The sequence below is a fragment of the Paraburkholderia sp. SIMBA_027 genome, assembly GCF_046535315.1.
GTDB lineage: Bacteria > Pseudomonadota > Gammaproteobacteria > Burkholderiales > Burkholderiaceae > Paraburkholderia > Paraburkholderia tropica.
In genome coordinates this window covers 275,869-295,528 of record NZ_JAWRWY010000010.1, presented here as the reverse complement: position 1 = coordinate 295,528, position 19,660 = coordinate 275,869, and the positions used below count along the sequence as shown (strand labels likewise).

30 protein-coding genes and 1 tRNA gene are annotated in these 19,660 nt (G+C 61.3%); 3 read left to right on the top strand and 28 right to left on the bottom strand.

Annotated features, from left to right (window positions below; translation table 11 throughout):
• Positions 1-2 precede the first annotated feature (2 nt).
• From SB764_RS20755 to SB764_RS20710, 10 genes are all read right to left on the bottom strand, one after another.
• The gene (locus SB764_RS20755) at positions 3-437 is read right to left on the bottom strand and encodes a phage tail tube protein (RefSeq protein WP_410864688.1); all 435 of its coding nucleotides are present in this window, start codon (positions 435-437) and stop codon (positions 3-5) included.
• A 4-nt stretch (positions 438-441) separates the two neighbouring features.
• On the bottom strand, positions 442-795 hold the full coding sequence (locus tag SB764_RS20750) for a DUF3168 domain-containing protein (RefSeq protein ID WP_410864686.1): 354 nt from the start codon (positions 793-795) through the stop codon (positions 442-444).
• Positions 782-964: a hypothetical protein gene (locus SB764_RS20745; RefSeq protein WP_410864684.1), complete on the bottom strand. Its 183-nt coding sequence runs from the start codon at positions 962-964 to the stop codon at positions 782-784. The genes SB764_RS20750 and SB764_RS20745 overlap by 14 nt, the downstream gene beginning before the upstream one ends.
• On the bottom strand, positions 957-1,304 hold the full coding sequence (locus tag SB764_RS20740) for a phage head closure protein (protein WP_410864682.1): 348 nt from the start codon (positions 1,302-1,304) through the stop codon (positions 957-959). The genes SB764_RS20745 and SB764_RS20740 overlap by 8 nt, the downstream gene beginning before the upstream one ends.
• Positions 1,304-1,645: a head-tail connector protein gene (locus SB764_RS20735; RefSeq protein ID WP_410864680.1), complete on the bottom strand. Its 342-nt coding sequence runs from the start codon at positions 1,643-1,645 to the stop codon at positions 1,304-1,306. The genes SB764_RS20740 and SB764_RS20735 overlap by 1 nt, the downstream gene beginning before the upstream one ends.
• 3 nt (positions 1,646-1,648) lie before the next feature.
• Positions 1,649-1,813 carry a hypothetical protein gene (locus tag SB764_RS20730; RefSeq protein ID WP_410864678.1) on the bottom strand — a complete coding sequence of 55 codons (165 nt, stop codon included), beginning with the start codon at positions 1,811-1,813 and terminating at the stop codon, positions 1,649-1,651.
• Positions 1,814-1,888: 75 nt separating this feature from the next.
• A complete protein-coding gene (locus SB764_RS20725; RefSeq protein WP_410864676.1) occupies positions 1,889-3,169 on the bottom strand; it encodes a phage major capsid protein in 1,281 nt (426 codons plus the stop codon).
• 4 nt (positions 3,170-3,173) lie between these two features.
• Positions 3,174-4,016: a head maturation protease, ClpP-related gene (locus SB764_RS20720; RefSeq protein WP_410864674.1), complete on the bottom strand. Its 843-nt coding sequence runs from the start codon at positions 4,014-4,016 to the stop codon at positions 3,174-3,176.
• Complete coding sequence (locus SB764_RS20715) at positions 3,994-5,289, bottom strand: phage portal protein (RefSeq protein WP_410864673.1); 1,296 nt, start codon at positions 5,287-5,289, stop codon at positions 3,994-3,996. Before SB764_RS20715 ends, SB764_RS20720 begins: the two co-directional genes overlap by 23 nt.
• A gap of 7 nt (positions 5,290-5,296) precedes the next feature.
• Positions 5,297-6,961 (bottom strand): terminase large subunit, encoded by a 1,665-nt coding sequence (locus SB764_RS20710; protein WP_410864741.1) that lies wholly within the window; start codon positions 6,959-6,961, stop codon positions 5,297-5,299.
• Here SB764_RS20710 and SB764_RS20705 point away from each other — a divergent pair.
• Together SB764_RS20705 and SB764_RS20700 are read left to right on the top strand one after the other, a co-directional pair.
• Positions 6,960-7,841 carry a restriction endonuclease gene (locus SB764_RS20705; protein ID WP_410864671.1) on the top strand — a complete coding sequence of 294 codons (882 nt, stop codon included), beginning with the start codon at positions 6,960-6,962 and terminating at the stop codon, positions 7,839-7,841. The genes SB764_RS20710 and SB764_RS20705 overlap by 2 nt on opposite strands.
• Before the next feature lie 55 nt (positions 7,842-7,896).
• Positions 7,897-8,784: a hypothetical protein gene (locus SB764_RS20700; protein WP_410864669.1), complete on the top strand. Its 888-nt coding sequence runs from the start codon at positions 7,897-7,899 to the stop codon at positions 8,782-8,784.
• A 61-nt stretch (positions 8,785-8,845) separates the two neighbouring features.
• On the opposite strand, the gene SB764_RS20695 is transcribed toward SB764_RS20700, so the two are convergent.
• The 16 genes from SB764_RS20695 to SB764_RS20620 all read right to left on the bottom strand — a co-directional run bounded on the left by SB764_RS20695 (position 8,846) and on the right by SB764_RS20620 (position 18,467).
• Complete coding sequence (locus tag SB764_RS20695; protein WP_410864667.1) at positions 8,846-9,160, bottom strand: hypothetical protein; 315 nt, start codon at positions 9,158-9,160, stop codon at positions 8,846-8,848.
• Positions 9,157-9,312 carry a hypothetical protein gene (locus SB764_RS20690; RefSeq protein ID WP_410864665.1) on the bottom strand — a complete coding sequence of 52 codons (156 nt, stop codon included), beginning with the start codon at positions 9,310-9,312 and terminating at the stop codon, positions 9,157-9,159. The genes SB764_RS20695 and SB764_RS20690 overlap by 4 nt, the downstream gene beginning before the upstream one ends.
• Positions 9,313-9,320: 8 nt before the next feature.
• Positions 9,321-9,647 carry a hypothetical protein gene (locus tag SB764_RS20685; protein ID WP_410864663.1) on the bottom strand — a complete coding sequence of 109 codons (327 nt, stop codon included), beginning with the start codon at positions 9,645-9,647 and terminating at the stop codon, positions 9,321-9,323.
• A gap of 105 nt (positions 9,648-9,752) precedes the next feature.
• The gene (locus SB764_RS20680; protein ID WP_410864661.1) at positions 9,753-11,036 is read right to left on the bottom strand and encodes a phage major capsid protein; all 1,284 of its coding nucleotides are present in this window, start codon (positions 11,034-11,036) and stop codon (positions 9,753-9,755) included.
• A 130-nt stretch (positions 11,037-11,166) separates the two neighbouring features.
• Positions 11,167-11,424 (bottom strand): hypothetical protein, encoded by a 258-nt coding sequence (locus tag SB764_RS20675; RefSeq protein ID WP_410721864.1) that lies wholly within the window; start codon positions 11,422-11,424, stop codon positions 11,167-11,169.
• Positions 11,421-11,792: a hypothetical protein gene (locus tag SB764_RS20670; protein ID WP_410864659.1), complete on the bottom strand. Its 372-nt coding sequence runs from the start codon at positions 11,790-11,792 to the stop codon at positions 11,421-11,423. Before SB764_RS20670 ends, SB764_RS20675 begins: the two co-directional genes overlap by 4 nt.
• Before the next feature lie 103 nt (positions 11,793-11,895).
• Positions 11,896-13,509, bottom strand: coding sequence for a YfjI family protein (locus SB764_RS20665; protein ID WP_410864657.1), 1,614 nt, complete (start codon positions 13,507-13,509; stop codon positions 11,896-11,898).
• The gene (locus SB764_RS20660; RefSeq protein WP_410864655.1) at positions 13,506-13,685 is read right to left on the bottom strand and encodes a hypothetical protein; all 180 of its coding nucleotides are present in this window, start codon (positions 13,683-13,685) and stop codon (positions 13,506-13,508) included. The genes SB764_RS20665 and SB764_RS20660 overlap by 4 nt, the downstream gene beginning before the upstream one ends.
• A 274-nt stretch (positions 13,686-13,959) precedes the next feature.
• Positions 13,960-14,343 carry a hypothetical protein gene (locus SB764_RS20655; protein WP_410864653.1) on the bottom strand — a complete coding sequence of 128 codons (384 nt, stop codon included), beginning with the start codon at positions 14,341-14,343 and terminating at the stop codon, positions 13,960-13,962.
• Positions 14,340-14,510 carry a hypothetical protein gene (locus SB764_RS20650; protein WP_410864651.1) on the bottom strand — a complete coding sequence of 57 codons (171 nt, stop codon included), beginning with the start codon at positions 14,508-14,510 and terminating at the stop codon, positions 14,340-14,342. Before SB764_RS20650 ends, SB764_RS20655 begins: the two co-directional genes overlap by 4 nt.
• Before the next feature lie 400 nt (positions 14,511-14,910).
• On the bottom strand, positions 14,911-15,123 hold the full coding sequence (locus SB764_RS20645) for a helix-turn-helix transcriptional regulator (protein ID WP_410864649.1): 213 nt from the start codon (positions 15,121-15,123) through the stop codon (positions 14,911-14,913).
• Between the two features lie 60 nt (positions 15,124-15,183).
• The gene (locus tag SB764_RS20640; RefSeq protein WP_410864647.1) at positions 15,184-16,374 is read right to left on the bottom strand and encodes a tyrosine-type recombinase/integrase; all 1,191 of its coding nucleotides are present in this window, start codon (positions 16,372-16,374) and stop codon (positions 15,184-15,186) included.
• A gap of 64 nt (positions 16,375-16,438) precedes the next feature.
• Positions 16,439-16,846 carry a hypothetical protein gene (locus SB764_RS20635; protein ID WP_410864645.1) on the bottom strand — a complete coding sequence of 136 codons (408 nt, stop codon included), beginning with the start codon at positions 16,844-16,846 and terminating at the stop codon, positions 16,439-16,441.
• A gap of 3 nt (positions 16,847-16,849) precedes the next feature.
• Entirely contained in the window at positions 16,850-17,320 is a 471-nt protein-coding gene (locus SB764_RS20630) for a terminase small subunit (protein WP_410864643.1), read from the bottom strand.
• A 264-nt stretch (positions 17,321-17,584) separates the two neighbouring features.
• On the bottom strand, positions 17,585-17,980 hold the full coding sequence (locus tag SB764_RS20625) for an HNH endonuclease (RefSeq protein WP_410864641.1): 396 nt from the start codon (positions 17,978-17,980) through the stop codon (positions 17,585-17,587).
• 7 nt (positions 17,981-17,987) lie between these two features.
• Entirely contained in the window at positions 17,988-18,467 is a 480-nt protein-coding gene (locus SB764_RS20620; RefSeq protein WP_410864639.1) for a hypothetical protein, read from the bottom strand.
• Positions 18,468-18,524: 57 nt separating this feature from the next.
• Here SB764_RS20620 and SB764_RS20615 point away from each other — a divergent pair, with 57 nt between their 5' ends.
• Positions 18,525-18,719: a hypothetical protein gene (locus SB764_RS20615; RefSeq protein WP_410864637.1), complete on the top strand. Its 195-nt coding sequence runs from the start codon at positions 18,525-18,527 to the stop codon at positions 18,717-18,719.
• A gap of 42 nt (positions 18,720-18,761) precedes the next feature.
• On the opposite strand, the gene SB764_RS20610 is transcribed toward SB764_RS20615, so the two are convergent.
• A tRNA-Met gene (locus SB764_RS20610) sits at positions 18,762-18,838 on the bottom strand.
• 192 nt (positions 18,839-19,030) lie between these two features.
• Positions 19,031-19,654, bottom strand: a complete 624-nt coding sequence (locus SB764_RS20605; RefSeq protein ID WP_410864635.1) for a hypothetical protein — start codon at positions 19,652-19,654, stop codon at positions 19,031-19,033.
• Positions 19,655-19,660: the final 6 nt, after the last annotated feature.

The window sequence follows — 19,660 nt, the reverse complement described above, 5'->3', positions numbered from 1 at the left end:
GATTACGCCCCCGCTGCCGTGGTCGTCACCGCACCCGAGATCGTGAGCGCGATGGTCGACGTGATCACTGCGTCGGTCGCGCCCGAGATCGGGAACGACTTCACCGACGCGTCGAACGTGTCGTAGCTGCCGTCGGGATACTTCAGCTTGAACGATTCGAGGCTCGACGCTTTCTGCGCGGTCTTCATCGCCGCCTGGCCCGGATCGGACATGTTGACGTTGACGTCGATCGAGAACGAGCCGTTGTCCATCAGCCCGAGGCGCTTTTCCTTTGCCTCCGAGTCGAGGTCGGTCACGTCGATTTCGGTCGCGCTGCCGTCGAAGCCGCTATACGACTTGACGTTTTTGACCTTCGTCCACGTCGGTTCTGCAGCGCCCGACGCAGCGGTGTCGATGAAAAACTCGCTGCCCTGCGCGCTAATTGCGGTGCTGGTCATAGATTCACTCCTGATACCAGATTGAGAAGTCCTGCCGACTGCCGAAAAGCTTCGTGTCGTCCTCGTACACCGGGACGGGCGCGCCAATCGGCGTGCCGAGCACGGGCGCAGCGGTCATCGCCGCGCGCACCTGCTGAATGAGGGTTGCCGCTTCGGCGCGCGTGGTTGCCCACACGGCCACCTGCATGCGGCAGTTTTGAAGCGTGTCGACGCCGTCGAGTGTCGTTTCGTCGACGCCGCCGGCGCCCTGGTAGACGATGTACGGCTTGACGGGCGTGGACGGCGCGACGTCGGGATAGACGCGCCCGCCCGCGAGCGCGGCGAGCGCCGCGTCAACGATCGATTCAGCGGTCGCCATTGGCCGGCTGCTCCTTCGGGATGTATTCGCACTGCACACGTACGAGCGAATCGAGGCCGAAATGCACGGAGAACGAAAGCACGTGATCGGGCACGCCTAGTTCACGACGAAGCATGTCCGCCAACTCGCGCCCGCGGCCATTCATCGAATTCATGACGATTTCAGCCATCGTTACTCCCTTCCGTGCACGCCAGATCCGTGTATTCGCGCCCGGCGTAGTCCGGCAGCGGCTTCTGGATGTTGAAAATCGCTTCGTCGACCGGCTGGCCACCGACGAACTTGAGCAGCACGACGCGCATGCTGTTGTCGAGGTCCGTGCGGAACCGGATGCGGATGCTCGCAGTGGCCTCGCCGACGTCGCTATCAGCGAGCAGCGTTTCCTTGCCCGTGAGCATCTTCACGTTCGCCCAGACTGTCGCGACCGGCGCCCAGCCCGTCGGATCGTTCAGCGTGCCGCTGCCCGAGCGCTGATCGATGCGCACGCGGCGGTTGAGAGTGCCCGCGCGCATCACAGCCCCGGCACGATTCGATGCGGCCGCAGCAGCGTCCGCGCGTTGAACGGCAGTTCCGCAATCGTGCCGATCGCCGTATCCTCGCGATTCGCATACAGCTCGGCTGTCGTCTTCAGGATCGCGGCCTTGATCGCAGCATTGACGACCATCGGGTTATCGCCTGCTGTGCCGTCGGTAACTGCGGCGTCGAGGTCGACCTGAGTCTCGAACACCTGTCGGTTGAGATAGTCGACGGCCGACTGCGTTGCGCCGTCCAGCAGGGCCTGCACGACGTCGTCCTCGACGCCAGCGTCCTGCCGCACAAAGCCGAGCGCAAGACTGAGTTCAACGAGAGCCATCGCTTACTTCTTGGCCGCTGCGGCCTTCTTGTCGTCCGAGCCTTCGAGGGCGCCCAGCTCGCGCGCGCCCGCTTCCAGCTCTTCGGGGCAGTCATCGTCGATGGCGTACTGCTTGGGATAGATCTCGCCCTTCGGCACGCCTTTGAACGGCTTGATGAACTTCGCCATATCGTTCTCCAAAAAAATGGGGCGTCCCACGGACGCCCCTAAGCCACTCACCCACCCACGGAGAATCTTTGCCGGTTAGGCGTCCACGGCGATCTTCATCGCGCGCATCGGCTCCGGATTCAGCAGACCGCCGCCGACTCGCTTCGTCGTGTAGAACAGGACGTACGGCTTGGCGGTGTACGGATCGCGGAGCAAGCGCACGCCCATGCGGTCGACGATCAGGTACGACTGCTTGAAGTCGCCGAAGAGGACCGGCGTCGAGTTCGCAGCGACGTCGGGCATGTCGGGCACTTCCGTGATCGGGTAGCCCGCGAGCGTCGCCGGCTGGCCTGCGACGTACGACGGCTGCCACAGGTAATTGCCCTGGCCGTCCTTCAGCTTGCGAATGTCGCGCTGCGTGTTGCGGTTCATCGTGAAGCGCGCGTTTGCAGTGAAGGCGCTCGGCAGGTCGTAGATCAGGTCGAGCACGCCGTCGGACGTGACGGCCGCCGCCGCGCCGCTGTTCACGACGCCGATTGCGCCGAGCGGATGCACTGCAGCATTCGCGCCGCCGGTAACGTACGTCAGGATGCCGTTCGGCTTGTTCTCGCCGTCGCCCGACAGGAACGCGATGCCTTCCTGCCGCGCGAACTCGGTCTGCACTTCGTTCGCGAGCCACGTTTCGAGGTCGATCTCGCTGTCGTCGAGAATGCCCTGCGTGGCCGCCGGGTTCGCATAGATCTCGCCGGACGCGAACGACAGCGACTTGAACGTACCCGTCGCGGTCTGCGGGCGCGCGTCGGCCTCTCCGACCCAGCCGCTCGCGGTGCCGCGCATGTTGAACAGCTTCGAGAAGCCAGCCTTCGAAACCGACTGCACCTGTGCGAGCTGGCGCATCGGCGAGATCAGCACCAGCTTGTCGATGATGGTTCGATCCCATTCGACCGGCGTCAGATAGCCGCCCTGCTCGTCAGCGCCCTTGTTCAGCGCGGCGTTGATTTCGCCCTTCTTCACGTGCGCCTTGAACGCGTCCGTGTATTCGGCGTCGCGCAGCTTCGCGCCGCCCGCGCCGCCCATTTCGAGGGACGCCATCTTCACGCTGTGCTCGTCGAGCGCCTTCTGGAACGAGTCCAGATCCGCGCCGATCTTCTCGACCTTCGCGGTGATGTCGGACGCGGGCAGACCCGCCTTCACGGCGTCGAGTTGCTTCGTGTGCTCGGCCTTGAACGCGTCGAAGGCGCGATTGACGCCGTCGATGAGCGCTTTGACGTCACCGGTATCGGCGCGCACTGCCACGATGCCGCGCGGGACCGCGCCATACGAACCCGACATGGCTGCCGCCAGTGCGGCGACGAGGAGATGCTTGCGATTGCTCATGGATTTATCCTTGAAGAGCGTTGATGAGGTTTTGCAGCGAGGCTGCAACGTCGTCGCCAGCGCCCGGCATGGCGTTATCAGCGGCAGCGCCCGGCGTGCCGTCGAATAGGGCTTTGAGAGCGTCGCGGCGCGCGCCGCGCGAGTAGCCGGCGCGCGCCATGGACGCTTCAATGAGAGCGAGCGCCTTGCGGCTGCCGCTCGCGTTGGTGTCTTTCGCGACCTGCGCGCTGTCGAGCAGCCCGGTCGCGAACCCGTCGGATACAGCCTGCTCGGCACCGATCCACGTTTCCTTGTCCATCAGCGCGACCGCGTCGGCCTGGCTGATGCCGGCGCGCTTCGCATAGAGGCTCGCCATCGCGGTGTCGAACGGTTCGAGCGTCTGCGCCGCCTGCGCGAGGTCGTGCCGGTTGCCGATTGCGACCGTCCAGGCGTTGTGGATCATCAGGAACGATCCCTCGCCCATCAGAATCTCGTCGCCCGCCATCGCGATCACAGACGCCGCCGAAGCGGCGATCCCCATCACGTTGACCGTGACCTTGGCCTTGTGCTCACGCAGCAGGTTGTAGATCGCGACGCCCTCGAAGAAGTCACCGCCCGGCGAATTCACGTTGACCGTGAGATCGCGCGCACCGATGGTGCGCAGCGCGGCGCTGATCCGCTTCGACGTGACGCCCGTGCCTTCCCAGTTGTCGCCGATCGAGTCGTAAATCGAGATCGATGCGGCGTCATCGGCCGCCGCCGCGCGCGTGCCGGGCTCCCAGCGCTCCAGCGCGTCGGGCCGCAGGTCGTATTGCGCGGTGTTGAGCCGATGGTCGGCGCGGATTTCAGGCAGTTTGAGGAGGCTCATTGCCGCTTCCCTTCGGTTGCTGTGTCATCGGATTGCGGAGCTGGTCCGCCTGCGGGTCGCTCGAACGCGGAAGGTCGGAGATTTCACGCACCTCGTTTTGCGACATCCACGGCGACTGGCCGCCGGCGCCGAGCGCCTTCGAGAAGAACGTCGCCTGATCGTTGAGCGTGCCGCGCAGCAGCGCGCCTTCGTTGAACTTGAACTGGATCGCGTCGAGCTGCGCGTCGGGAACAAACAGCCGCGCTGCAGCCTGCTCCCAGGAGACGAACCACGGCGCGAGCGTGTACTGAATGAAGAAGATCGCGAGCTGCTCGATGCCGCTGCCCCAGCTCGTGTCGTCCATCATCAGAAGCGGGCGCGGCACGCCGTACGTGCGCGCCACCTCTTCGATCTGGTGATTGCGCGTCTCGATCTGTTGCGACGACACTGCCGTTGAGGTGAACTGTTTGGCCTGCGCCCCCTCTTCCGCGATCATCCAGCGGCCGGCGTTATCCGATCCGCTGTAGTCATCGTTCAGTGACTCTTTCATCCGCTTGTAAGCGGTTTCTGAAAGTTCCTTCGGAACCTCAATCACCCCACCAGCCATCACGCCCGTACGGAACGTGCGCGACGCTGCGCGTTCAGCCTGCTCGGCAAGCTCAAGCGCTTCGCGCGACAGCTTCGGGCGCGATAGACCGTTCACAGCATCGAGCGACAAGTCACGAAGATGGAACACCTCGCGCGCAGGAAGCGTAATCAGATTGCCGGACGGCGTCGTGTAGTCGTAGACCATCTGCCACGAGTCGGTCAGGCGCGGCTTAGTCGAACCGCGATCCATCGGGATCAGCATGATCGGCCGGTTTCCGGACCAGATTGCGCGCGCGAACGACTGGCCGTCGAGCATCGTGCGGAGCTGTAGCAGGCTCTTGAACTCCAGCGGCGTCTGCCAGCTATTCGGGCGATATTTCAGCAGCCGGTGCGCCGGATTGGCGCTTTGAACCTGCTTTGTGTCGTCGCTCGCGATGAGGTTGAGCGGCAGCATGCCGATGGACTGCGAAATCAGCGTGCAGCAGCGAAGAACGGCCGTGTTGCGCAACGCGCGCGCCTCGCGCGCATTCATGCCACCGTTCAGCTCGCCGCGCCGGATGTATTCGAGCAGGCGCGGATCGTCGATCCCGTCGAACGTCTCGCCCGGCGGCGTGGCCGCAGCCGAGGAAGCCTGAAACGTCGGCTCCTGCGGGCGAGCTTGGGCCTCCGGCGCGCTTTCGCGTCGGAAACGATCGAAAAAACCCATTCGCACCTCAGAGGAATCGGATGCCGCGCGACTCATACACCGACGCGCCTTGCGCCGGCGGGTTGAGCGCCATCAGCGACACCGCGTCAAAGATCGCCATGAGCGGGTCGATTTTTCCCGTCCCGCTGGCCTGTTTCGTGATGTTCACGGCGTTACCGACTGGCACGACGCGCGCGTTACCGACCGCCCACGCCATAAGGCGCTGTCCGCCATGAATCAGCGTGCCATCAGGACGCGTGCCGCTGTCGTCTGCCTTGCGTCCGCTCGCAGCGGCGAGCCGGCGCTCGGTCGTCTTGATTGCGCCCGAGAGCTTCCAGCCCTGCGATATGCCGATCACCTTGTCTTCCGGCACGCCCGCTTCCGCAAGCGCGTCGAGCACGCCGCCAATGCCCGCCGGGTCCGCGCCGACCTTATCGAGTAGGCCAGCGGCGTGGACTTGGGCGATGATCGCCGCGACGTCTGTCACGTCATCGCCGATCTGCTCGACGACCGTGAGATCGCCCTCGTGCTCGAAGTCGCGCAACGTGTCCGCGATCTCTTTGCGTCGCTCGAACACGGACGGATGCGCCCATGCGTGCGTCCACGCTAGCCAGTTTCGCGTGCCCTTCTCGCGCCCGACGAGCGCGAGCCCGAGCAAGTCGTCCAGGCCGCCGCCGTCAACGCCTGCGTCGATTACTTCGCAGCGCTCTATCAGTTCCTCGATCGAGAGGGACGGCGCGAGCGCCGCAGCTTCCCAGAATTCAGCGCCCGCCCAGCGATCGCTGCGCAGCGCGAGGCCGATCTCGACGTTTGCGTGCTTCGCGAGAAAGCCGCGGAACGACTCTTCGCCCGTGTCCTGAGCCTTGCGAAACTCGCGCTCCAGATAAGCCTGATCGACGGAAAATCCGAAGTTCGGATTCACCATCGCAAGGTTTTCGACCTTCAGGTGCTCTTTACGCCGCACCATTTCGGGCGGGTGCTCGAAGATGACGGGCACGAAGCACGGATCGACGATCTTGCCGTCGCGCACGTCGCGCGCGTAGCGCAGCTTCTGCAGGAACACGCCCGCCGGCGGATCGTTCGACTGCGTCGTCAGGTAGATGATGAAGCCTTCGGGCCTCGATGCCAGGCCACCGGTTGCTTCCCGCAACATGTCTTCCGCATTCGGCATCTTGCCGAACAACCAGACTTCGTCGATCAGCGTTCCGACGCTCTTCTTGCCCGACACGGTGTTCGCATCGGCAGCGACGACCTTCAACGTCGCGCCGCTCGTGCGGTGCGTGATCGTCTTGATGTGCGCCTGCACCTGGAACAGATCGTCGAGATCTTCCTCGTGCTTCACCATGTCGCGACTCGGCGCGAAGCTGTTGTTAGCAACCTCGATCGTTGGCGCGAGAATTGCGTATTCCGCGGACATCCGCCAATTCAGGATCATGGCCGTCATCATGATCCCCGCGGCCAGCGTCGATTTGCTGTTCTTCTTGGGAATACGGAAATGGATGCCCGACCCTTCTGCAACGGGGGGGTGAGCGTAGAATAATATCGAAATACCCCAACGCCTACCCCCATGAGATGGTCGCTTGGAGGTCGGCCAGAACTCGGGGCCGTCTGCATAGCCAAAATATGCCAAAGGCATAGATGAGGACAACATGGGGAAGAAAGAGAAGAGAGCAACACAAGTCGGCCGCGCCATGAACACCAAGGATTGGCTGGACCTGGAACACCTCGTCGCGAGGATTCAGCAAAATCTTGCCCCGGCTGCGAAGGTCGAGCACAACGTCAAAATCAAAGGACGGAATTCGGAAGTTGACCGTCAGGTGGATGTGCTGGTGACGCAGAACATAGGCCAATACCCCATGACAATCGCCATCGATTGCAAAGACTACAAAAAACCCGTTGATGTAAAAGGCGTCGAAGAATTTGCTGGCATGGTGAATGATATTGGTGCAAACAAGGGGGTGCTTGTATGTCCAGCCGGGTTCACAGAGACTGCGAAGACTGTCGCCAAGAAGCTCCAGATGGAACTCTATCGGCCTGTCGACACGGGGGATCACAAGTGGCGCACTCGTCCAACTATTCCGGCTGTCTGCGAATACGTCAGAACAACTATGGCTTTCCAGATCTCCACCGTAGCAGCCAAGCCCTTCCGCATCACCGCCAGCCCTGCCTATCAGGAAGCATTCGACGAGAACGGCCAGTCACTCGGGACGGCGCTGGACACCGCGTTACGGAAGTGGAATAACGCGGAGTACCCCACGACCGCTGGCAAACACGATGAACTGGCTATCTTTCCCGGCAACGTTCAGGTAGACAATGGCTTCGGTGAGCATATTCAGGTAACTCTCTCGGTATTTCTTGATGTAAGGGTCGATCGCTATTTCGGACAACTGGAGATCGAGCGCGTGAGTGGATTCCTTGACGAGCAAACCGGTCTGACCCACACAAACTCCTTTTCGGTTGGAGCATTGGAGCCAGAGGAAATAGAAGCGAGATGGACAAAGCTCCAAGATGAGCAAGAACCACCTATCAAACCTGTCATCTCGCTGCGCGGGTTGATTGGGTGGGAAGCATAACTCATCAGATTCGAGTTATTTCTTTAACCCCTCAATATCAGCCGAATAATCGACGATGACAATATCCTCTCTTCCTGAATTCATTACGCTTCCTACTGGCAATGCACTGACCTTGTCGGTCACAGTCCCGACGATGAAGTCACTTTACATTGAAATGTGTTTCGGAGAGACGATTCTAAGCCGGGGAACTGCGTTCCTAGCAGCGTACAACAAGGATCCTCATTGCGCGCTAATAACCAATCGTCACAACGTGACTGGGAAGCATCAAGAGACCGGTGAGTATCTTAGTAAGACTTGTGGAATACCAGACAGAATTCGGATTTTCTTCCACAAACAGCCCATCGAGTCGGGTCAATGGAAGGTTATAACGCTCCCCCTCTATAAGGATGATGGCACACCGTGGTGGATTGAACACCCGACATTAGGGGAAAAAGCAGACGTCGTGGCTCTTAATCTCAAATGGGGAAGTGACGTCTATAAGATGCCTTATTACATTGGCATGGATCTCGATCGCCCTGGCTTAATTATAGCGCCGGGAGAAACTGTGAGCGTGATTGGCTTTCCATTTGGTCTTTCTTCATTCGGGAAATTTCCCATTTGGGCCACTGGATTCTTGGCACAAGAAATGAGCTTGATAACCCCTGAGAATCCAGTATTTTTGGTTGATTGCCGGACACGCCAAGGCCAATCCGGATCACCAGTTATCGCATATCGTCCGTTCGGATTTCGAGTGCCTAAAGATGACAAAGTGAGCTCGACTCTCGGAGCGACACACCCTTGGGAATTTATCGGCATATACTCCGGACGGGTGAACAGCGAATCCGACCTAGGACGGGTATGGCATGTAAGCGCTGTTGCGGATGTACTCAAGGCGGCGGAGGCAGCCTACCCGAGTCCGAAAGCAATTGATGTCGAGGAAATGGAAGATACGCCTAGCGAATAATTCAGCATCACAGACAAGGGCTAAGTTGTCTTAGCCCGGCCGTTTTCAGAAATAGTTGCGATCACGATCCCCCCCAGAAAACGACGCCAGTCTGGTACGTGTCGTATGTCGCGTTATTCTTCGCTGCCCACGTCCACGACAGCACGTTTCCGCTGATAGAGAAACGAGGCGTGATGATGCCGCCAGACAGGTAGGCGTCGCCCTTCGTGCCACTCGGCGCAAACGAGAACCAGCCGCCCTGTAGCAGTCGGTCGTCTGTGACGCTGTCGTTCTGGCCGCCCGTTAGGCTACGCGACCCGCCGAGGCGCATTACGCGATACGTCGCGTCGAGCACGGGGTTCCCGTTCGCATCGAATATCTGGAGGCCCGCGGTCACTGCTCTTCGTCCTCTTCGTCGTCAGCAAGTCGCTCGTGGTAGTACGGCATGAGCGCGGCGGCGGCCGCGATGCGCGTCGGCATGTCGACGGCGGAGTTATTCATGACAGCCAACAGGAAAACCTTCGGGTCTTCAGTCGTCGGGATGTCCATCCGACCTCCTATTTCTGATTGTTCACGATGAGACGCGCCGGCGGCGGCATCGAAGCAAACTTGTTCGCGGCTTTCTTCGCCGCATCGGCCTGCTCGTCCTTTTTACCGCCTTCGCCCTTTTTATGGTGTGTGTACTGCACTGCCGCGACGGCGGCGCGCACCTGAATCGGGGTGGCGTCCACGCGACCGAGCGCGATGTCCTGCAGAAGCTGGAGCATGTCGCGCTCATCGAGCGGCGCGGGCGCCGGTTTTGATTTTTTCGGTCTACCAGCGCCCGGCCGAGCCCCACCGCTATTGGCTCGCGGCCCTCCGGACCGTCCTTTGACGCCTGCCATTTGCTGAAATCCTTTTGAAAAGGGGAAAAAATTCTGTGCGTGCGGGAACGGTGGGTCTAGCACTAAAGTGGTGCACAACTTTTGACCGCCCCGTTCCCAATTGCGTTAGCTCGCGACGGCCTCGATCACCGTGATTGCCTGCGGGTAGTTCGCGATCACGTCCACGCGAGCGTGGCAGAGGAAGCCGATTTCGCCGGTCGTGGCGTAGGCTTCACGCAGCAGGCCGATGTTCAGCGTCTCGCGCAGGACGTATTGCACCGTCGAGAAGTTGCCGACGAACACGAGACTCTTGGCGCCGCCGTCGCCGAGGTTGACCGGTACGCCGTTGGTCGAGAGCTGGCGCACGCCAGACAGCAGCGGCGGTGCGACCAACGGCTGACCCGTGGAGTCGGTCAAGCCAGCCAAACCGACCAGCGTTCGCGGCGCCATGATGGCAGCCGTCGGCGCAGGCGCCTTGTGTTCGAGCTGGGTCTGATACGCGGCCAGCATGTCGCTATAGGCGAACTTCGCGCCCGCCTGCTCGATCTTCGTCACTGCCGCCATGCCGTACAGGCCGAGCGGCTGCGGTGCAACGCCGCTGCCGACCAGGCCAACGCGGTCGAACTCCAGTGCGAACGCTTGCGAGATTGCCTGAGTCACTGCACGCGATACGTCGTCAGCATCGGCCAGCAGTTCGCGGCTGATACGCACGATGCAGGCGAGCGAGCGGGGCGTCGCCACCACGCCGCGGAACGTCGGTTCGCTTTCGGCGATCGCGGCCAGCTCGTTACGCCATGCAGGCGTAGGCAGCGTGTCGATGCCTGCCACGGTCAAGCTCTTGGCTCCGCCCGCCACCGGAAGGATGCCAGCGCCAGCCGTGAGCAGTGCGCTCTGGTCGACCAGCGCATCGATGATCCTCGGCATGACGATGCTTGGCACAGCATAGCCGCCCGCCGGGTCCGTGCCGACTGCGAGCGATGCCTTGACCGCATCCGAGCACTTCATGCCTGCCACGCCGCGCAGGAAGTCGGCCATGTTGATGCTGGCGTCTTCGCCTGCGGCTTGGGCGCGCTGCTTGTAGTGCGCCGAGATTTGCGCGGCGCGCAGACCGCGAGCCGCATAGATCGGCAGTTGCTCTTCGCGTGCGTTCGCACCGCTAGCGCCGCCGTGCATCTGGTGCGATGCGAGCGCGACCGAGTGCTCGTCGACTGCGCTGCGCAGATCCGCCAGTTCGGCTTCAGTCTTTTCCTTGAGGCCGTTGACGGCTGCCGTGGCACCCTCGATGAGAGCCTTGATGTCGAGGCCGCCGCCTTGGGCTTGAACGGATTGGATGCCGCGCGGAACGCGAACCGGGTTATTCGTTTGCATGTGATGCCTCATAAAGTTGAATTCTGGAATGTGCTTCGTCACGACCCGCTCAACAGCGCACGGCATGTTGTGCTTCGTGGTTACGGTAGCGCCCGGCATACCGCCTTATGCATCGGCCCCATGACGCGCTAACGCATACATGAGGCCGTTTGTCAATAGTGTATAGGACTACTTAGTGGTTAACAACACCAGTCTCAAGACGGCACACCTCTGCCGACTCGCCCGCGGCGTCCACGACGCTGATGACCGTCTCCAGCAGCCCGCCCGCCATCGCGCAACTGCGCAGCTCGATCATTCCGCCTGCGTTGAGCACGTCCGAGCAGTTCGCGTAGTGCTGGGGATTCTCGACGCGCAATTGATCGAACGCGGCTTGAAACAGGTTCTTCACAGCGCCCTGATACTCGGCGATGGTCTTTTCGGTCGTGTTCATCGATCAAACCTCCAGGTGCGTTTCTCGACGGCTTTGCGCGCCGCCGCTACGGAGGCCGCCTCCGTCAATCGTTGGTTGAAGTGGTGCAGGTTTGGCAGCAGGTCGGCCAGCGGGCCGCGCACGGCGCGAGCGAGCACGTCGTCGCGTTGCTCGTCAGGCCATTCCTCCAGATCCGCTAGCCGCTCGATCATTCCGACCAGCTCCGTTTGCATGCGCTGGACATCGGCCGCGCCGAGGTAGGGCGCCCACGGCCAAAATTCGCCGGATGCATTGGAGCCACCCGGGCCACTGACAAAACTGACAAAAGGTGATGCCGAGGGCTTTGCCGGGTTCGTTGCAGATTGCAGGCGCGCGAGGTACTTGTTCATCGGGCATCCTCCGTTTGGCTGGGCACGCGCGCCGCGCGCGTCAGCCGAGTAACGAGCGAGTCACGTGCGGTCACGCTTTCGGGTAACGAGTCACGATGGAGAGTCACTTCCTTGCCCCCGGGTGAATGCGATAGACCGACTTCGCGCGCCCGCCAGTCTCGGCCGCCTCAGCCACAAGGTAGCCGTACTCGACCAGCACTCCGATGGCTTTCGTCGCTGCCTCGCGGTTCTCCAGCCCCGACCATTGATTGCGATAGACGTCGCGCGCCGAGAATCCGTCCATGAGGTCGCCCGCCTTGATCCGCCGCAGGAGGGCCTTCGCGCTGCTCACCTCGGCCACCAGCACGGAGCCATAGGCGCGCTCGGCGTGACTGCGCAGGTACGCTGCCCACGCGAGAGCCTGATTCATGGCGTAGTCGGTTATCGGTCCAGTGCCGCCGTTGGCGAGGTGCAGCACGAGCGCGAGCGACGGAACCAGCTTCCGGTACTTCGCGAGGTGTGATTCCATAGCCGGGTGCAGGTCGCCGCCGCGCAGAGCGTTCTCGTGCTCCGTCCGCCACTCGACGAAGATCTCCATACCTTCGGGAGAGAGTCGCAGGAATGGCGGGTTGCCGTCGGGCTCGCCGTCAGGCCCGACAGGGATCTCCGCCTGCCACGTCTCGACCGGGTCAGCGTCAATGAGCCGCTTGAATACCGCGTGCGCGGCATGCTTCGCCTCGGCGTCCGGCCAGCAATCGACGTTCTCCCACGTCTCGCGCGGTACGTCAGGCCATACGAGCACGCCGAAACGTTGCACGAGGCCATCGTCAGCCGCCCCGCCCCCGATAGCGCTGCGCAGGTATTCGGACAGGCGCCCGGGCTGCGTCGAGCCGATCAGCGAGAGGCACACGGCTTCGATGCGCTGATGTCCGCGCATGATGCGGTCAACAACATAGCCGTCGTTCCCGTTCCAGCCGGTCAGATAGAAGCCTCGTGCGCTCTCCTGTCCGTCGCGGTCGAGGCCCTTCAACAGACTCACCAGCTCGTCACGGAACACGCCCACGCCCTGCGGGTTGTCTGCGCAGATCTCGCCCAGCTTCTCGACCGTCGCGTCGTTGACCAGGTATCGCGTCAGCTTCGGCGGCTCCAGCGGCTCGGATTCGTGCAGGCTGACGGCCGCGTCCGGGTTCTTCTTGAGCGCGGCCATTGCCTTTTTCTCAGCAGCGTCCTGACGCATCTTGTGGATCTTCGCTTCGGACTCGTGGAGCGCCAACTCATCCTCAAATCGTTGGCTAGCCTCCATGTCGAGGCGCTTTACCGGCGCGAGCACGGCGCTCATTGCCGGCGACTTCATTACGCCCGGGCGGCCGACGATGCAGACCCACTGATTGGCGTACTCGGTCCAGTCGTCGCGCAGCTTCGGGCGCACGCCCACGCGGCGGCCAATGGCGATGCCGAGCGCGCCAATGATGGTCGCGCCAATGAAATCCGACGGGCATTGCACGCGGTTGGCGATGTCCTGCGCCCATGGCCGCAAGCTATCGGGCAAGAGCGCCATGGCGAATGGCTCAACTGGCTTGAGCGAGTCCGGCAGGGGCTCGATGTCCGGCCACGCAATCCCGCCAGCCGCGGCACCTTTAGCCAGAAAATTCATGCGAACACGGTTGATTTCGCTTCGCTCGCGCGCGGCGCGCAGATCGTCGTCGGTAAGCGCGAGATCTTCGAGAAAATTACTCACAGGCTCCCCTCCCGCAGCGCGCGCATGATCCAGATCTTCGCGGCCGTCACGATGTTTTCCGTTACCCACTCGCCGTGGAGTTTCCATTCCGCCTCACCCATTCTTTTCCTGCAGATTTCGATTTCGCACTCGATCTGTCGATTGACGCGATCTTTGATGGCCTGTGCCTCGCTCATTGCTCACCTCGTGAGGACTGCTCAGCGTTAGAAATACGCCGAAGTTCGTGTGGTACGTTCGTGCTGGCCCCTTCGCGGATTACCGGCTCGACGCGTCGCACGCAGAAGCCAATGCCGCCGATTGCATCGCACATTCGGCGTGCCTCAGCCCACGCCTTTCGCTTGTCGGTCAGCGCAGTGCCGTAGTGCGTACAGGAGCACCAGAGGCCATCAATCTCGCGGCCAGCGTCGTACCAGATTGGCATCCAGAGAGTGATTGATTGGGTCCGGGCATTCATTGCGCGGTCTCCGCGAAGTAGTCGGCTTCGTCCTGCGCCCGCTCGGCGGCGAAACCAGCCTGATCTTCGCCAATCTCCGCGAGGTCAAACTCTTCGTCGCACACCAGGCTTTTGATCGTGTGGAACAGCGTGCAGCAGTGGCGCAGAGCTTTCGCGGCGTTCGCCAGCTCGCGGCGGGCACGGTCCCGTTCTTCGCGCGCCCGCTTCAGCAGCGCGGGATACTCGGCGTAGGCGCGCTGCTTCGCGCTCTCGGCCTCAGCGGCTTTCTTCTCCGCCGTGGCAGTAAGGGTGCGAATCACGTTGTCGCGGTCCCACGTGCTGCCAGCGACAAAGGCTTCGAGCAGTTCCGGGTTATGGAGGATTTCAGCAGCGGAAGTCATGCGCGCACCTCCAGCGGCTGGGCGAGCGCAGCCAGCACGAGCAGGGCGTCGGCGCAAATGTCGAGCGCGTCAAAGACGGTAGGTGCGAGCGCGGCGTCGCGCAGTGCGCGATTTACGAGTTCGGGAAGGGGTTGGGTTCGCTCAGGGCGAGCAAGGGGGTGGCGCATCGTTCGGCCTCCAACGTTGGTGTCGAAAGCCCGCTTCCCATCGCCAAATGGGTGGGCGGGCACTAAGCAGGGTTGGCGAACCGGAACGTTGGCACCGGCAGACCCGAAGGTCTCCCCACCTAGGCCCACCCGTTGATCGTACAGGCGTGCGGAGGCACACGGACGTAAAAAAACCGCGCTCGGGCGGTCGTCCGCCAACATTTCCAGGTCGCCAAACCCGGTGGCTGCTGTCTCAGCCACGCGAAAAGTATACGCGCACGGGTTTACGTCATGCAAGCGCCTTTTTCGCAAACTACCTCCCGGGGTCACTGACACAACTGACAAAAGCACCCTTCTGTCAGTTGTGTCAGCGGGGAATGGGGCCGCATCAATAAAGTGTGCTGCCCTTTTGTCAGCTTTGTCAGTGCCGTTCCGGCCCGCATTGGTCGCCAACAGCGCAGCGACTTTCGGCGATGCGCGTGGCGATCCATCCATCGACTTCGCCTTCTACCCATGCCACCGCGCGCGCGCTCAGCTTGATCGGCTTCGGGAATGTTGGATTGGTATAGACCGACGTCCGACTAAGACCCGTCTTTTCGAGGACCCGGGACAGCTTGATAAGGGTGTTGCTCATGAAACCTCCTGGCAAAAAGAAGCCCGCGCTGGGCGGACTATCGTTGCATAGTGCTGCGTCTTAGATCGGTGGCGCGTAGCGGGCACGCTGAGCGTCAAGATAATCGGCCCATGCCTGCATCATTGCTTCGCGCTGCGGAAGATATTGGGCGTGGTTGTATGCCGCGCTAACCGCCCCCCTCGATTGGTGGGCTAATTGCAGCTCGATATGCTCGTGCGGCCAGTCCTGCTCGTGAAGCGTCGTTGAAGCAATGCCGCGGAAACCATGCACCGTCATTCGCCCGCGGTAGCCAAGTACACGCAGGGCCATCAGAAGCGTTGCGCGACTCATTGGCCTCTTGTGCGAATCACGGCCAGGGAAAACAAAGTCTCCGCCAGCCGTGAGAACTTGCAGGCGCCTGAGCGTCAAGACCGCTTGCCACGACAACGGAACAACATGAGAGGTCGCCATCTTCATCCGGTCAGCCGGGATCGTCCATCGCGCTGCGTCAAGATCGAACTCGGCCCAGGTGGACTCGATCAATTCCGCCGTTCGGACAAAAGTAAGCGCCATCATTTTGAACGCCAAGCGCGTCTGTTCTTCGCCGCTGTAGTTGTCGATTGCATGAAGCAGCGCGGGCAAATCTGCCTCACCAACGCGTGCGTGGTTTTTCGTTTTCGGTATCACCATTAGATCGCCCGCACGCAGCTCTGCGACAGGATTACGCTGCACCCAATCATGCGCGATGCTGTATCGCATCACCTGATTGCAGACCTGCAGAACTAATTTGGCAACGGTTGGTGCCCCCCTCGCCCCTATCTTCTTCACCATGTCTCGGAACACCGAGCTGGGAAGATCCGCCAGTGCTCGGCGCCCAATCACTGGGTATATGTCGGATTGCAGATATGCCGCTACCTGCTTTACTCGTGACTCCGTGCGCGTTGGCTTCCAGTAGTTCAACCACTGCTCGGCGGCCTCTTCGAACGTCTTATAGGGGCGCACTTCTGCGGCCTCGCGCCGCTTCTCCATCGGATCGACTCCGCTCGCGAGTAACTTACGGGCTTCGATATGCTTCTCGCGGACCTCGGCCAACGACACGTCAGGATAGACGCCGAACGCCATCAACTTCTCTCGCCCTTGGAAGCGATATTTCCAACGCCAGCAGCGTGAACCGCTTGGGTTGATAAGCAAGTACAGTCCGCGACCGTCCGCCAGCTTTCTTGGACGTTCAGTAGGCTTCGCATTCCGAATCGCAATGTTGGTTAGACGCATTTTTGGGGGTATCTGATTTACAAACGACGGTTAGCTCGGAAAGTACCCCCACAGCTACCCCCACTTAAGGGGCGCTGTACGGGGATCCCATGGAACTCCCCCGAACATCAAATCTTCGCCAAAGCGTTGATTTTCCCGAGAGTTTCTGTCGCACGGAGTACCGCCGCGAACAGCATCGAATCTCTCGGAAACGCGTCTCCGAATTCTTCTTGGGGATGCAGACGAACCATTCGGTGATCAGCCGCCGACCGCTGTTAGCGTCATACGCGCCGAAGATCGAAGCGACCAGATCGAAGACCCATTGCGCCGACGCCTCGCCGAACGTCGGGCTGCCTGGCGCGTCGACGATCTTCAATTGCTTGAAAACGTTCAGCGCCAGCTCGGCCTGCTCGGGAAAGATCGGCGGCGGAATGATCGAGCGCCCGGACCGCAGCCGCTCGGGCCAGTCCAGGCACGCGGTCGACCATTCCATACGCTACTTCCTGTTGTTGACAATCAGCTTCGGCGCCGCGAGCGCAGCGAACTTGTTCGCGGCCTTCTCGGCCGCCGCGCCCTTCGCGTCCTTCTTGCCGGCCTCGCCAACCTTGGCGTGGACGAACGGCATCAGCGCTTTCGCGGCGTCGACGCGCAGCTTCGGTTCCGTCCGCCCGTCATTCATAGCGGCAATCAGGAATGCCTTCGGGTCCGTGAAGCTGGTCATCGCGTACGGATCGAAATCCGGAGGCGGCGAGCGATCAGGCGCGGCGCTTTTCGGCGGCGCGGCCTTCGATTCGCTCTCGATTCGCTGCGCGGCCACGTACAGCGCGACGTCCTTGTCTTTAACAAGGCGGGCTCCCGACTGCGAGGCCGTTTTTTCGCTGTAGCCGGCGGCGATTGCCGCGTCCCTATTGGACTTGCTGGCTAAAACAGCATCGGCAAAGAGCCGCTTTTTCGCTGTTAAAGCCATTAACAAAAACTCCAAAAGGGAAAAAATTCTGTGCGTGCGGGAACGGTCGGTCGAGGCCGTCGATAGCCCTAGACTTTTGACTGCCCCGGCCCAGACTATCGGTAATTTTTACAAACTCAATGAAATCGCACGCAGTTCGTTGGCTCCACGCAACAGTTTCACGAACAGCCGGATGTCTGCACAAAAAATGTGCAGAAAGTCGCATCAGGTATTCCACAAATTAAATCGAACGAATAAATACACTCGATAGCCTGCGATTAGGCGCTATCGACTCCCAAGGTCTCGCTCGCTCCGAGCCTTCTCGCCATCGTGATGAGGCTTGCACAGCGTCTGCACGTTGTTCGGGTCGAGGCGCAGCCGATCGTCACCTTGGTGTGGGGTGATGTGATCGCCGATGTTGCCAAGTGGCTCGGCAACGCCGCGCTCGGCACACGCGAGTACGACTTCGGCTGGCGTCAAGCCGAGCATGCCGAGGTCACGCAGGCAGAACGCGCAGTGCGGATGCGCAGCGAGGTGCTGCGCGCGCAGCTTCTGCCAGTCGTACCCGTAGCCGCGCGCCGCGCTGCTCGTCTTGCCTGCTCGCCACGAGCCGGGCTGCACGACGGCAACACGACTAGGCAACGACGACAGGCGAGACGGCAGCGTTCGAAGGCGCGGCATGCAGCGATCAGGCAGCCGGTGCGACAGCCGGATATGCAGCAGCGAGCGCGGCGTTCGCAGCGGCTTGCACGGCTGCATCGGTCAGGCTCGGGTCGTTCGCCTTCAGCGCGAGAGCGATCTGGATTGCGACGTTGATGTTGCTCATATCTGCCTCAGTGGTTGAGTTGGTGATAGAAAAGATGCCGTCTTTCGAGATCGTCCAGCCAGCGCCAGTCGCTTCGTCCAGCACCGAGACAGACGATGCGGCAATGACCGGACTGATTTGCGCTGCGAGCGCGGTGTCGGCCGTCAGACGTGCATCCGTCTCTGCAGAGACAGCCGCTCCAAGCCCGCTCAGACGCTCGTCGATTTCCGCACGAATCAAATCCCCAAGGTCTTTCACGTCCTGCTCGGTCAGATGCGCATCGACGACGACGCGGGTTTCGACCGACTTCGCCTCGCTCCTGAACCACGAGACGACCTTCTGAATGATGGCTTTGAGGTTCATGGCGTGCAGGTAGAATCGTTGTGCCGGGTGGGCCGGCAAACAACAAAGGAAGAGAGAATGTCGTCAATCACCAAATACAAGGCGATGGAACTCGCCACGCAAATCGTTACTGCTGCGGCGGAGGCGAACAATCTGAAGCTGTTTGGCGTGCCGAACGGCACACTAGAAGAGATCGCGCAGACCGGAGAAAAGGACGGAACCTACATAGCCGCACTCCTCAACACGATCGCAGACAAGATCAAAACCGTCTGATAGCAAAAAGCCCGCTTGCTTTCGCATAGCGGGCTTCGATGTTGGTTGCGGGGACAGGATTTGAACCTGTGACCTTCGGGTTATGAGCCCGACGAGCTACCGAACTGCTCCACCCCGCGACCGGGATTGTAAGCCAACACGGCGATAAGTGCAAACAGGCCTCTATTGGCCGTGTGTCCGACAACATTCTGCTGAAGTGGCGCTCTCACCCGCACCAAACAAAAAACCCGCTTGCTTTCGCTTGCGGGCTTTTTGTTCGCACCATTGGTACGGTATATGAAAACGCAGTTTATGCGAGGTTTTCTCGCACGTCAAGTAGTCCTCACCAACATTCCTACTGTATCAAGCCGTTCGCTCAGCGCCGTCAATCCCTTCTTCTCCAGCTCGCGAATCCATTTGCGGATAGTCGTTGCGTGACGGTTTGCCGGATGCTCGTCGATCCCGAGCTTTTCGGCCTCGTCGAGAACGTGGATCTTGTCGCCGAAGTGCTTGCGCAGCACTGCGACGCGGAATGCCTTCACGGGCAGCACGTCACGCGCCTCGCGCGCGACCTGATCGGCGAGCTGCGACACCGACTCGCGGAACAGCTCGGTCATCCGCCAACCGCGACAGCACGGGCTCAAGCAGTTGCAGCTTTCGCTGCGAATCGCTTTGCCCGCCACCAGCGCGAGCATCTGCCAGTAGTCGAGGGTTTCCAGCTCACGGAACACCATGCCCGACTGGCCCGCGCCGTCAAGACCGGTCAAACCGCGCCCGCTTCCGCGCGCCGGGCCTTGCAGCAGCTTCGCCATCGGCGACATGGCGTATTGCTGGCTCGAATAGTTGCACGCGAACGTGATTGCCTCTTCGGCGCTGCGGAAAATGCCTTCGTGTCGTGCGTTCATATCAGCCCTGTCGTTTGTGTTGTTGCTCAAATCAGCCACCAGCGCGCCCACTCACTC